Source organism: Actinoplanes sp. NPDC089786 (genome assembly GCF_040684855.1).
Taxonomy (GTDB): domain Bacteria; phylum Actinomycetota; class Actinomycetes; order Mycobacteriales; family Micromonosporaceae; genus Actinoplanes.
Genome location: NZ_JBFBGU010000016.1, coordinates 177372 through 190165 on the forward strand (window position 1 = coordinate 177372; position 12794 = coordinate 190165).

Consider the following 12794-nt stretch of genomic DNA (forward strand, 5'->3'; position numbering starts at 1 on the left):
ATGGACGCCGGCGCACCTGCGCTGGTCGATCGTGCTGGCCGGCGCGACCTGCGTGCTGCTGGCCGCGATGCGCGACCCGGCCGCGCGGCGGCCGGCCCGGCGCCCCGAGGTTTCAGAACGTCGCCGGACGGCAACACTCCGATCCGGACAGACGGCACCATTCCTATCCGGTTCCGACTCGAAACGGGAGGCACGCATCGTGGCCGGGACAAATGGCCGATACACCGTCGGCAACCTCATCGGCGTCCTCGTGGCGATCCTGCTCTGCGCCCTTCTGGCGGGCTACGCGCTGTTCGGCAACCCCACGAACCGGATCGGCCGGAACGCGGAAGCCGTAGCGGTCTTCGGCGTGGTGGGTATCATCGTCGGCCTGTGGTACCTGGTCAAAGGAATCCGGAGCCGGCGCTGAAGCCGCGGCTTCTTCCGTGAGTCAGCGCTGCGGGATGGTGTCGTTGGCGACGGCGTCGCGCAGGTCGTCGGCGAAGGCGTCCGGGCTTCTGGTGCGTACGTAGGTCGAGACGGCGTCGTAGAAGCCCGCCTGGAAGGTGGGGCTCATCGCCTCGCCGTGCGCCACGGACAGCAGCACCGGCGAGGTCCACAGGGCCTTCGACGACTGCTGCTGGTAGGCGGGCAACGAGGAGACGTCGACGTCGCGCAGCACCGGCACCGAGCCCTTCGCCCGGCTGAAGGCGAGCTGCGTCGCCGGTGTGCTGATGCCGCCGAGGAACTCCAGCGCGTTCTTCGCGTTGTCGGCCTTGGTGGCGGCGACGAACACGTCGACCACGGCGAGGAAGCTGCCGCCGGTGCCGGGGAAGGCCGTGGCGCCGAAGTCTGTGCCCTCCCGCGCCCCGGCCCCGATCAGCTCGCCGTAGGCCGAGTCGTTGACCGAGGCGAAGGCACAGCCGCCGGTGGCCAGCTTGGTCGCCGCGGCATCCCAGGAGAGCCCGCTCGCCTCCGGGTCGGCGTACGTGAGCATGTCGCCGAAGGACCGCAGCGCGGTTCGCACCTTCGCGCCGCGCCAGTCCAGCCGGTCGTTGACCAGGTCGTTCCAGCCGGCCGTCCCGATGGTGCTGAGCAGGGTGTTCTCGAACAGCTCGACGGTGGTGAACGGGTCCTTGCCGCCCAGGCACAGGGCGGTGGCTCCGGAGTCCTTGACCTTCCGGAGATCGGTCAGGAACGTGGCGAGCGGGTAGTCGCGGGCCGGTGGGGCCACGCCGGCCTTCTCGAGCAGGTCGGTGTTGAACCACAGGACGTTGCTGCGGTGCGCGCCGGTCGGCACGCCGTAGGGCTTGCCGCCCCGGTTCAGCGACTGCCGGATGGTCGGCTGCATCGCCGCGCTCACCGGGTCGGGCAGCACCGAGGTGACGTCCCGGACGGTTCCGCGCTCGGCGTACCCCTGGACCGACTTGCCGGCGAAGGTCTGCCAGACGTCGGGCGGGTTGCCCGAGCGCAGCCGTTTCGCCAGCTCCACGATGGCCTGCGAGCCGGCGCCGCCGGCGACCGCCGCGTTGACCGGCTGCACGCCGGGGTGGGCCTGCTGGAACGCGGCGAGCAGGGTGTTGAGGGCGGCGGCCTCCGACCCGGAGGTCCACCAGGACATCACCTCGAGCCGGTTGGTGTCCTTCGTGGCGCTGGTCGGCTCGCCACCGCCGCAGGCGCTGACCGCGAGCGTCATGGTCAGGGCGACGGCTGCGGCCGTACGGTATCGGGCTCTCATGCCTTGCTCACCGCGGGCCGGGCCGTCAGATCGTAGAGGGCGTAGAGACCGACGAGGGCGAAGCAGACGGCGGGTACGACGAACGAGATCGCGGCGCTCGTCGAATCGACGAGTTTACCCTGCACCAACGGCATGATCGCCCCTCCGACGATGGCCATCACCAGCCCGGCGGCGCCGAACTTGGTGGCGGGGCCGAGCCCCTCGAGCGCGACGCCGTAGATCGTGGGGAACATCAGCGACAGGCAGAACGACACCGCCACCAGGGCGCACACCCCGGCCCGGTTGGGGCTGACCATGGCGAAGGCGCAGAGCAGGACGGCCAGGAAGGCCAGGGCGGTCAGGATCTTGGTCGGCCGGATGCGGCCGATGAGCCAGGTCATCACGAACCGCGAGATCAGGAAGACGACCAGGCTGACCTGCAGGTAGGCGCCGCCCTTCTGGAGGCTGCCGCCGAGCGCCTGCTGCACGTACTGGATCAGGTACGTCCAGGTGCAGACCTGGGCCGCGACGTTGAAGAACTGCGCGACGACGCCGTAGCGGTACCGCTTGCTGCGCCACAGCACCTGGAACAGGCTGCCGGTGCCGCCGTCGGCCGGACCCGCGTCGGGGAACTCCTCGACGATCGGTGGCGCCTTCTGACTGGCGATCGCCACGGCGATGAGGAGCAGGACAAAACCGAGGCCGAGGTACGGGCCCATCACGGCGCCGAGCTCACCGGCACGGATCGTGTGCAGCTCGGCCGGCGACAGTGATCCGATGTCCACCGGGTCGGCGAGCTTGGGAAGGATCAGGGTGGACGCCAGCAGCACACCGATGTTCGTGCCCACCGGGTTGAACGCCTGGGCGAAGTTCAGCCGCCGGGTGGCGGTCTTCTCCGGCCCGAGCGACAGCACGTAGGGATTGGCGGAGGTCTCCAGGATCGAGCAGCCCGCGGCGATCGCGAACAACGCCACCAGAAAGGCTTCGTAGGTCATGATCCGGCTGGCCGGATAGAACGCGAACGCGCCGACCGCGGCGAGGCCGAGCCCGGTCAGAATGCCCACCTTGTAGCCGAACCGCTGATTGATGAACGCGGCGGGCAGCGCGAGCAGGAAATAGGCGCCGAAATAGGCCAGCTGCACCAGCGACGCCTGGAATGTGGTCATGTCGAAAATGCGTTTGAATCCGGCCACCATCGGCGTGGTCAGATCGGCCGCCACGCCCCAGGCGGTGAAGCAGCCGATCAGCGCGATGAACAGGAGGATCATGCCGCGCCCGATCATCGGCTCGCGGCCGGCCTGATCGTTGCGTCCCGCGGCTGAGGTGGTGGCGACGCCGGCCATGTGGGCCCCCTTGAATCGGCTTCCTCACCATATGGGAAGCCGTTGATCAAATGGCCGGCGCGGATAGCAGATGGTGAATGTTATTTTCGCCGGCGCAGGTTTGAATGCGCGATTCCGGATCCGCGTCCTCGTGCCGTGATCATCGGCGGTTAGGCTTGGCGACGATGAAGGCTCGACGGAAGTGGCTCATCGCCGGCGCGGTGGTCGTGGTGCTGGCGGCCGGGTTCGTGGTGAACCTGGCCCGGCCCGGCGGCTCGGCCCCCGGCCCGTGGATGGCCAGACGCTTCCTCTCCATCGCGCACCAGGGCGGTGAGGACGAGGCGCCGTCCAGCACCATGTACGCGTTCCGGCGCGCGGTCGACGTCGGCGCCGACATGCTCGAGATGGACGTGCACTCGACCGCCGACGACGTGCTGGTGGTCATGCACGACGCGACGGTCGACCGGACCACCGACGGCAGCGGGCCGATCCGGGGCAAGACGTTCCGTGAGGTGCGGCAACTCGACGCGGCGTTCCACTCCGACCTGCGGGGGGTCCGGACCGGGGAGCGGCCGCCGCCGCCCGGGTACTCGGCCGGCGACTTCACGGTGCCGTCCCTCGAAGAGGTGCTGACCCGCTTCCCGCGGACCCCGTTCACCGTCGAGATCAAGGGCACGTCGGACGATGACAGCGGATCGTTCGTCCGCAACGCGCGGTTGCTCGCCGAACTCCTCCAGCGCCTGAACCGCACCCAGGACATCATCGTGGCCTCGTTCGAGGACGAGGCGATCGCCGAGTTCCACAAGAGGGCGCCGGCCGTCGGGCTGGCGCCGGGCTTCAACGAGGTGCTGCGCTATCTGACCCTCCGCATCCGCCCGATCGACGGGACGGTCGCGCTGCAGATCCCGGTCGGCTTCCAGGGTTTCAAGGTCGCGTCGCCGAGTTTCATCTCGAGGGCACACAGCGACGGGTACGCCGTGCACGTCTGGTTCAGCGGATCGGGCACCGAGGACGAGGCGACGTACGGCGCCCTGATCGACGCCTGCGCCGACGGCCTGATGTCGTCGAAGCCGGCCGTCCTGGAACGCCTGCTCGACCAGCGGCGAGCAGCGCGTCCCGGCACCCCCGGCACCGACCCGTGCGCCACCGGCTGACGATGTTCCCCGGCGGCCCAGACTCATTGACAGGGATCTCTCAGCCGCGGCGCAGTGCGTACGCAGCGTGGTGGTTGAGAATCTCGTCCATGGTCGTGCCCTGTCCACCCGCCGGCTGAGCCCGCGGTGTCGCTGACCGAGTGGGTTCGCCACCCGATCCTCCCGCGGCCCACCCTCCGCCGGGTGTCGCTGAGTGCCAAGCTCGTCGCCTCCGTGCTGGTTCTGGTGGTCGCGGCACTCACGCTGATCAGCATGGCGAGCACGTACGCGCTGCACCGTTATCTGATCTCGCGGATGGACGCCCAGCTCGCCGCCTTCGCGGGTGCCTCGATCGAGACCGCGGCCGCGAATCATCAGGCGCTCACCACCCACTACCAGGTGGTTGTCACCCCGGACTACCTCGCCGGGGTCACCACGACCTCCGGGGTCGGCCGGATCAAGGTGGGCGGCGATCTCGGCGTCGCCGACCGCCCGGTGCTGCTCGCCGGCGTCGACAAGATCGACGCGCACGCCGGTGTGCCGTACACGACCCGGTCGGCCAACGGGAAGTACATGTGGCGGATGCTGGTGATCCGGCTCGGCGACGGCTCGGTGCTGCACGTGGGCCAGCGGATGACCGGGATCGACGATCCGATCGCCCGGCTGATCCGGGCCGACCTGCTGGTCGGCGCGGGCGTGCTGATCATGCTGGCCGTGGTCGGCGCCGCGCTGGTCCGGCAGAGCCTGGTGCCGCTGCTGCAGATCGAGCGTACGGCCGCGGCGATCGGGGCCGGCGACCTCAGCCGGCGGGTGCCCGACCCCGAGGGGCACGACGGGGAGCCCACCACCGAGCTGGGCCGGCTGTCCCGCGCGCTGAACGCCATGCTGGCCCAGATCGAGGTGGCGTTCATCGCCCGCGCGACGTCCGAGGCCGCGGCCCGGGAGGCGGCCCTGGCGGCGCGGGCGTCCGAGGGGCGCGCGGCGGCCTCGGAAGCCAAGATGAGGCAGTTCGTGGCCGACGCGTCGCACGAGTTGCGTACCCCGCTCACCACCATCCGCGGCTTCGCCGAGCTCTACGGCCAGGGCGCGGTCACCGACCCGGCCGACGCGACCCGGCTGGTGCGCCGGATCCATGACGAGGCCGCCCGGATGGGCCTGCTCGTCGAGGATCTGCTGCTGCTGGCCCGGCTGGACCAGGAACGGCCGCTGGCCCTGGGCCCGGTCGAGCTGCCGGTGCTGGCGCTGGACGCGGTGCAGGCGGCCGAGGCGACGGCCCCGGACCGGTCGATCACCCTGGACATCCGCGACAGCCCGGCGTCGCTGATCGCCGACGGTGACGACGCCCGGCTCCGGCAGGTGATCGGCAACCTGATGACCAACGCGCTCCGGCACACCCCGCCGCAGGCGGCGATCACCCTGCGGTTGTACGTCGCACCGGACAGCCGCGCGGTGGTGGAGGTCGCCGACACCGGGCCCGGCCTGACCGACGAGAAGAAGGCGCGGGTGTTCGAGCGGTTCTACCGAGCCGACGAGGCCCGCACCCGGCACACCGACCGCGAGGCGACCGGCACCGGCCTCGGTCTGGCCATCGTGGCGGCCATCGTCCGGGCCCACCGTGGCACCGTCGAGGTGCTGAGCGCGCCCGGCCAGGGCACCACGTTCCGGGTGACCCTGCCGACAGCGGACGCGGAGCAGTAGTTTTTATCCCGCTCAGGCCACGGCGACGTCCACCAGGTCCTGCCGGGCGGTGGCGAGCAGGTCCGCGAAGTCGGCGTCGTCGCCGAGGATCCAGCGGTGGGTGGCCAGCCGGAGGATCGCCGAGCCCACGTCGGCGGCCAGGTAGGCCGTCTGGCCGTCGTGGCCGCGGCCGACCAGGGTGGCGACCAGCTTCCGGTTGAGGGTCACCATCTTGATCAGCTCACGCTCCTGCAGCGGCGGGCTGGCCGCGATCACCGCGGCGCGCTCGATCAGGAACTCACGCGGCCGCAGCACCTCCGGCGTGGACGCGAAGGCCGCCAGCAGCGTCGGCAGCGCACCGAGCCCCTCCGGAGCCGCCTCGATCGCGGGCAGGTAGCAGGCCTCCAGGTCGTCGTCGCCGAACAGGACCTCCCGCTTGTCGGTGAACCACCGGTAGAACGACCGCTCGGTCAGGTTCGCCCGCTGGGTGATCTGCGCGACCGAGGCGGCGGCCCTGCCGATGGCGGTCGAGACCGCCTACCGGGGCATCGCCGCGCTCGGCGACGTGTCCGGCCGGACGGTGCTGGTCAGCGGCGCCGGCACCACGATCGGCTTCGCGGCGGCCCAGATCGCCGTGCGGCTCGGCGCCCGGGTCATCGCCAGCGCCGGGAAGACGTACACCGACGCCTTGCGCGATGGGGGAGCCGAGGTCGTCGCGTACGGCGAAGGCCTCGGCGAGCGGGTGACGACGCTGGCCGGCGGCCCGGTCGACCTGGTCTTCGACAGCGCGCCGGCCGGCGCCATGCCGGAGCTGCTGACCGCCGTCACCGACCCCGCCCACATCGTCACGGTGACCGACTTCGCCGCGCTCCAGAACCTGGGCGTACGCGGCACCGCCATGAATCTGCGGTACGACGTCCTCGGTGAATACGCCGCACTGGCGGCCCAGGGCGGCTTCACCATCCCGATCGCCGCGACCTACCCCCTCGAGAACTGGCGCGAGCCCCTCGCGGTCAGCCGCTCGGGGCAGGCCCGCGGCAAGCATCTCCTGATCCCGTGATCCGGCCGGCGGCCCGAAATCGGGTCTGCTGCGACATCTTCGCCTCCGAGGTCGAAACGGCTCACGAACTCACCGGCGCTGCCGAACAGGATGGTGATGCTCACCTGGATCCGGACCGGCCCGGTGGCCGCCGCGAGCGTGCTCGCCTGCGCGGTTCTGCTCGTCCTGCAACAGGCCTGGTTCTTCGGCGGATGGGGCGGCGCCGAGGTCAGCACACTGATCACGGACGCCTCCTACGTACCGCAGGCGGTTGTCTTCACCGTGCTGGCCGCCCGGGTGGCGCTGTCGAAGCGGCAGGAGCCCCGGACCCGGCGGGCCTGGCGGGTGATCACCGTCGCGTTCGCCTGGCAGCTGGCCGCGCACTGCTCCTGGTTCGCCCAGGGACACGTCCTGCACACGACCGGCTATCCCTCGACCGCCGACTACTGCTTCCTGCTCTTCTCCCCGTTCATGTTCGCCGGGCTGCTGATGCTGCCCGGGCAGTACCGGCGCCGCCGGGACCGGCAGAAGCTGGCGCTGGACGCGCTGATCGTCGGCGCCGGCGGATTCATCGCCCTCTGGTACCTGCTGCTCGGCCCGATCCTCAACCTGCCGGGCATGACCGCATGGGAGCGCGCGTTCCCGGCCCTGCTGCCGATCGGCGATCTGCTGCTCGTGCTGGCCGTGTCGACCGCCCTGCTGCGGGGCCATCAGCGGGAGTCGCCGGCCCCGATCCGGCTGCTCGCCGCGTCGATCGCGCTGACCGTGACCGCCGATGTCTCGTACAGCTGGATCCAGCTGCACGGCGGTTTCACCGGCGGCTCCTGGCCGGACCTGCTGTGGCTGGCCGGCTGTTTCCTGCTGGTGGTGGCCGCCGACCAGCAGTATCGCCGGCCGCGGCACCCCGCGCCGAGATGCGGGGATCGCAACGCGGTCTTCATTCTTCCGTACGCGGCCAGCGTCGCCGCCTACCTCCTGCTCGCCGAGCAGTCGTCACACCTGCCGCTCGACCCGTACGGCGGAATGATCTTGGGTTCGGCCGTTCTGACCCTGCTGGTGATGGCGCGTCAGATGCACGCGCTGCGTGACAACCGGGAGATGGCGATCACCGACGGACTGACCGGTCTGGCCAACCGGACCCTGGTCACCGAGCGCCTGCACCAGCTCGCCGGCCAGCCGATCCGCCCGGGCCGGTACACCGCGGTCATGCTCATCGACCTCGACCGGTTCAAGCCCATCAACGACACGTTCGGCCACGATGCGGGCGACGCCGTGCTGATCGCCGCGGCCGAGGCCATGCGCGGCGTGCTCCGGGACGGCGACCTGGCCGGTCGGCTCGGCGGCGACGAGTTCGCCTTCCTCGTCCAGGGCCTGCCGTCCCCGGAGACCGCGGGGACGGTCGCCGCCCGCCTGCTGGAGGCGATGCGCACGCCGGTCATCTTCGGCGAACACGTGCTCATGGTCGAGGCGAGCATCGGCGTGGTGGTCCGCGACGATCCGTACGCCTCCGGCGAGACCCTGCTGCAGCAGGCCGACACCGCCCTGTACGCGGCGAAGCGCGCCGGCCGCGCGCGCTTCGAGTACTACTCGGACGTGATGGACACCAAGGCACGCGAGGCCGAGTTGCGCCGAGCCGTGGCCAACGACGAACTGGTGGTGTACTACCAGCCCGCGGTCGCCCTGGCCACCGGCGACCTGCGGGGGGTCGAGGCGCTGGTCCGCTGGAACCACCCGGCCCGCGGGCTGCTGGGCCCGGGCGAGTTCATCGATCTGGCCGAGGAGACCGGCGCGGTCGTGCCGCTGGGCACCTGGGTGCTGCGCGCGGCCTGCCGGGAGGCGGTCGGCTGGCGTGCCGACAACGCCGGCGCCGAAGCGTTGCGGCTGTCGGTGAACCTGTCACCGAAGCAGGTGGCCCAGGCCGACCTGGTGCAGACCGTCGAGACCATCCTGGCCGAGACCGGATTCCCGCCGGACCGGCTCACCCTGGAGATCACCGAGAGCGTCATCCTGCAACCCGACCCGCTCACCATCAGCCGTCTGGAGGCGTTGCGTGACCTCGGCATCGAGCTGGCGGTCGACGACTTCGGCACCGGCTACTCGGCCCTGAGCTACCTGCGCCGGCTGCCGGTCACCATCCTGAAGATCGACCGTTCGTTCGTGACCGGCATCGCCGATGACGCCGAGGCCCGCTCGGTGTGCGAGGCGGTGGTCCACCTGAGCCGGGCCTTCAAGATGACGGTCGTGGCCGAGGGCGTCGAGACGGTCGAGCAGGCGGCCGCCCTGATCGACATGGGGTGCACGGTCGGCCAGGGTTTCTACTTCTACCGGCCGCTCCCACCACCCGACGCGACAGCCCTGGTCCACGACCAGTACACCGTCGTAGGGTCGACCCATGCGGTACGCGGTCAATCTGCCGGTGATCGGTGAGTACGCCGATCCGCACGTGCTGGTGAAGCTGGCTCAGGACGCGGAACGGGCCGGCTGGGACGCCGTGTTCGTGTGGGACTCACTGGTCTTCGATCTGCGGACCCAGCCTCCGGTGACGGATCCGTGGATCGTCCTGGCCGCGATCGCGGCCACGACCGAGCGGGTCAAGATCGGGACCATGGTCGCCCAGCTCGCCCGCCGGCGGCCCTGGAAGGTCGCTCGTGAGGTCGCCACCCTCGATCACCTCTCGGCCGGCCGGATGATCCTCGGCGTCGGCCTCGGTTTCTCCGGGGAGGCGGAGTTCGAGCAGTTCGGCGAGGACGGGGACGCACGCGTCCGGGCCGACAAACTCGACGAGTGCCTGACCATCGTGCGTGGACTGTGCACCGGCGAACCGTTCGCCTTCAGCGGGGAGCACTACACCGTCCGCGAGACCACCTTCCGGCCGCGACCGGTGCAAGATCAGGTCCCGGTGTGGGTGGCCGGTTACTGGCCGAACAAACGACCGTTCCGCCGGGCCGCGCGCTGGGACGGCGCCGCACCGGCCGAGATGGACATCCGCGAGGACGGCTTCTCCATCCTTCCGTCCTCTCCGGACTCCGCCCGCAAGATGATCGACTACATCACCGAGCACCGCACCACCGACGCCCCGTACGACGTCGTCGTCAGCCGCACCCTGCCTCCCGAGCCCGACAACCTGATCTCCGAATACGAATCAGCCGGCGTGACCTGGATCCTGCGCGACCTGCTCCCGTGGGAGACACCCCTGGAGGAGGCCGTCCGCATCATCCAGACTGGACCACTCGGCGCGGCCTGACGCCTCGTCACGCCAGGGCTTCGACGACCGCCTTCATCGGGCGGGTTCGCTGGGCTTCGAACACCCGGGTGACCTCGTCGGCCAGCTCGGGCTCCAGCTCGATCGGCGGGCCGCCGCCCTCCGGGTTCGCGCGGCGGGCGAGCTGGGAAGTAGCCTGCCGAGCGCCGAGTGCCCGGGCGACGTGCGCGAGGAACAGGTAGGACGAGAAGCCGTCGGCCCGGCCGGCCCGGATGGCGCCGCCGGTCGCCTGCGCCCAGTAGTACAACGCCTCGGGTCCGTGGTGGAGCCGCAGCATGACGAGGCCGAGGCGATCGAGGAGAAAGCGCTTGCGGGGGCAGCGATCCAGGCCCGCGCGCAGCGACTCCAGCGCGCCGGACGGGTCGCGCTGCTCGTCGATCAGCCAGCTGTAGAGCACGTCGTGATCGGCGAACTCGGGCCGCGCCAGCAAGTCTGCGGCGACGCGTCGGCTGCCGGCCCGCCCCTCGGTTCGGCTGGCGGCGGCGATCTCGGCGATCCCGCCCATCGCCCGGATGTCGCGTGGCTCGTCCTGCTCCGTGAACCGCGGTTGCAGGCACGCGTCAACGTACTGCGCGGAGTCAGCGGGAACGTCGAGCCGGTACCAATCGGCCATGACGCGACCGTACGCTCCGCCCGAGGCCCGGTAGGGGAGTGATGTCCGGTAACGGCCATACCCCCGAACCTGGATCTTACCAGCGGGGCAAGGACCTGCGGCGTTATCCGTACTCGTTGTTCCGCGTCGCGATCGACGCCGGGCCGGTCCGGCTCCGGCCCTGAGACCCGCCGTAACGACCGGAGCTGGGCGTTTCCTGAAATCTGTCCTAACGGACAGCCTCATCGCCGCGTCTGGATGGCTAGTCTCCGGAGATCGCCCGAGCGTGAACCTGGGGTGAATCGTGGATGAAAGGCTCGGTATGAGACGACTTCTGGCGGCAACCCTCGCCGCAACCGTGGGGCTGGTGATCGGCGGGAGCATGATCCCGTCGTCGGCGCAGGCCCACAGCGGCACCCCCGGCTACACGCCGCCACCGATCACCTGGGGAACCTGCGACAACGCGACGCTGAAAGCGCGCGGTGCCGAGTGCGGCTTCGTGGTGGTTCCGCTGGACTACGCGCGACCGGGCAGCACCAAGATCCAGCTCGCCGTGTCGCGGTTGAAGCACACCTCCGCGGCCGCCGACTACCAGGGCGTCATGCTGGTCAACCCGGGTGGCCCGGGCGGTTCCGGCCTGATCTACTCGGTGCTGCAGACGGCGATCCCGGGTGGCGTCGGTCTCGACTACGACTGGATCGGGTTCGACCCGCGCGGCGTCGGCTCCAGCGTGCCGTCGCTGATCTGTGACGGCAACGTCGCCGGCTACAACCGGCCCTACTACGTGCCGGTCACCGAGCAGCTGGAGAAGACCTGGCTGGCGCGCTCCAAGGCGTACGCGGAAGCTTGCCGGCGCGCCGGCGGCCCGCTGCTCGACCATCTCAAGACCACCGACAACGTGGCCGACATGGAGAGCATCCGCAAGGCGCTGGGCCAGAAGCAGATCAACTTCTACGGCTTCTCGTACGGCACCTACCTCGGTCAGGTCTATGCCACGCTGCACCCGGCCCAGGTGCGCCGGATGGTCTTCGACGGCGTCGTCGACCCGCGTGGCGTCTGGTACGAGGCCAACCTCAGCCAGGACGTCCAGTTCGACAAGAACATGGACACGTACTTCGCGTGGGTGGCGAAGTCCGACGCGGTGTACCACCTGGGCACCACCGGCAAGGCCGTGAAGGCCAAGTACTACGCCACGCTGCAGAAGCTGCGTAAGGCGCCGGCCGAGGGCAAGATCGGTCCGGACGAGTGGAACGACATCTTCGTCTCGGCCGGGTACTACGTCTACGGCTGGGCCGATGTGGCCACCGCGTTCTCGGCCTACGTCAACGACGGTGACGCCTCCGGCCTGCTGGAGCTCTACCCGGAGCCCGGCCCCGGCACGGACAACGGGTACGCGATCTACCTGGGCACCCAGTGCACCGACGTGCGGTGGCCGGCCAACTGGAACAAGTGGGAGCGGGACAACTGGCGGATCTACGCCGACCACCCGTTCATCACCTGGAACAACGCCTGGTTCAACGCGCCCTGCCTGTTCTGGAAGGGTGACGTCGGCAAGCCGGTCAACGTCAACGGCAAGAAGGCCCCGCCGATCCTGCTGATCAGCGAGACCAAGGACGCGGCCACGCCGTACGCGGGCAGCCTCGAGATCCGCAAGCGGTTCCCCCGCTCGGTCCTCGTCGAGGGCGTCGGCGGCACCACGCACGCCGGCTCGCTGAGCGGCATCGCCTGCACCGACGACACGATCGCGGCGTACCTGGACAACGGCGCCCTGCCGAACCGGGTCAGCGGCAACCGGTCCGACAAGCAGTGCGAACCGGTCCCGGCGCCGGACCCGACGGCCGCGGCGGCCAGGTCGCTCGCGTCCACCGGCAGCGGCAGCCTCAAGGCGACGCTGCGGAAGGCGGCGCCTCCCGTTCGCTGACGCGTGCACGGCCCTGACCGGCCCGGATGCCCTCACGGGCGCCGGGCCGGTTCGATGTACAAGCGCTGCGGGTGGACTACGGCAGTCACCTCCGCGTCGGGGCCCGGACGTTCGCCAACTCGGTCTCGTCGCGCTGGACGTCGCCCCGATCA

At 70.5% G+C, this 12794-nt stretch carries 11 protein-coding genes; 7 read left to right on the top strand and 4 right to left on the bottom strand.

Annotated elements, in window-relative coordinates; genetic code table 11:
* The coding region (locus AB0O15_RS33800; protein WP_364327148.1) for a hypothetical protein at positions 1–409 on the top strand (409 nt) is incomplete at its 5' end.
* A 21-nt stretch (positions 410–430) separates the two neighbouring features.
* Here AB0O15_RS33800 and AB0O15_RS33805 read toward each other — a convergent pair.
* Positions 431–1717 carry an ABC transporter substrate-binding protein gene (locus AB0O15_RS33805; protein WP_364327151.1) on the bottom strand — a complete coding sequence of 429 codons (1287 nt, stop codon included), beginning with the start codon at positions 1715–1717 and terminating at the stop codon, positions 431–433.
* Positions 1714–3039 carry an L-fucose:H+ symporter permease gene (fucP, locus tag AB0O15_RS33810; protein ID WP_364327154.1) on the bottom strand — a complete coding sequence of 442 codons (1326 nt, stop codon included), beginning with the start codon at positions 3037–3039 and terminating at the stop codon, positions 1714–1716. The genes AB0O15_RS33805 and fucP overlap by 4 nt, the downstream gene beginning before the upstream one ends.
* 164 nt (positions 3040–3203) lie before the next feature.
* On the opposite strand from fucP, the gene AB0O15_RS33815 reads away from it, so the two are divergent.
* Both AB0O15_RS33815 and AB0O15_RS33820 read left to right on the top strand, forming a co-directional pair.
* Positions 3204–4172, top strand: coding sequence for a glycerophosphodiester phosphodiesterase (locus tag AB0O15_RS33815; protein ID WP_364327157.1), 969 nt, complete (start codon positions 3204–3206; stop codon positions 4170–4172).
* A 126-nt stretch (positions 4173–4298) separates the two neighbouring features.
* Positions 4299–5849, top strand: a complete 1551-nt coding sequence (locus tag AB0O15_RS33820) for a HAMP domain-containing sensor histidine kinase (protein WP_364327160.1) — start codon at positions 4299–4301, stop codon at positions 5847–5849.
* A 12-nt stretch (positions 5850–5861) separates the two neighbouring features.
* Here AB0O15_RS33820 and AB0O15_RS33825 read toward each other — a convergent pair whose 3' ends face one another.
* On the bottom strand, positions 5862–6143 hold the full coding sequence (locus AB0O15_RS33825) for a hypothetical protein (RefSeq protein WP_364327163.1): 282 nt from the start codon (positions 6141–6143) through the stop codon (positions 5862–5864).
* Between the two features lie 172 nt (positions 6144–6315).
* On the opposite strand from AB0O15_RS33825, the gene AB0O15_RS33830 reads away from it, so the two are divergent.
* The 3 genes from AB0O15_RS33830 to AB0O15_RS33840 all read left to right on the top strand — a co-directional run bounded on the left by AB0O15_RS33830 (position 6316) and on the right by AB0O15_RS33840 (position 10111).
* Positions 6316–6888 (top strand): zinc-binding dehydrogenase, encoded by a 573-nt coding sequence (locus AB0O15_RS33830; protein WP_364327166.1) that lies wholly within the window; start codon positions 6316–6318, stop codon positions 6886–6888.
* 96 nt (positions 6889–6984) lie between these two features.
* Positions 6985–9294 (top strand): bifunctional diguanylate cyclase/phosphodiesterase, encoded by a 2310-nt coding sequence (locus AB0O15_RS33835; protein ID WP_364327169.1) that lies wholly within the window; start codon positions 6985–6987, stop codon positions 9292–9294.
* A complete protein-coding gene (locus AB0O15_RS33840) occupies positions 9260–10111 on the top strand; it encodes an LLM class flavin-dependent oxidoreductase (RefSeq protein ID WP_364327172.1) in 852 nt (283 codons plus the stop codon). The genes AB0O15_RS33835 and AB0O15_RS33840 overlap by 35 nt, the downstream gene beginning before the upstream one ends.
* A 7-nt stretch (positions 10112–10118) precedes the next feature.
* Here AB0O15_RS33840 and AB0O15_RS33845 read toward each other — a convergent pair whose 3' ends face one another.
* The gene (locus AB0O15_RS33845; RefSeq protein WP_364327175.1) at positions 10119–10742 is read right to left on the bottom strand and encodes a hypothetical protein; all 624 of its coding nucleotides are present in this window, start codon (positions 10740–10742) and stop codon (positions 10119–10121) included.
* Positions 10743–11043: 301 nt separating this feature from the next.
* On the opposite strand from AB0O15_RS33845, the gene AB0O15_RS33850 reads away from it, so the two are divergent.
* Positions 11044–12642, top strand: coding sequence for an alpha/beta hydrolase (locus tag AB0O15_RS33850; RefSeq protein ID WP_364327178.1), 1599 nt, complete (start codon positions 11044–11046; stop codon positions 12640–12642).
* Positions 12643–12794 lie beyond the last annotated feature (152 nt).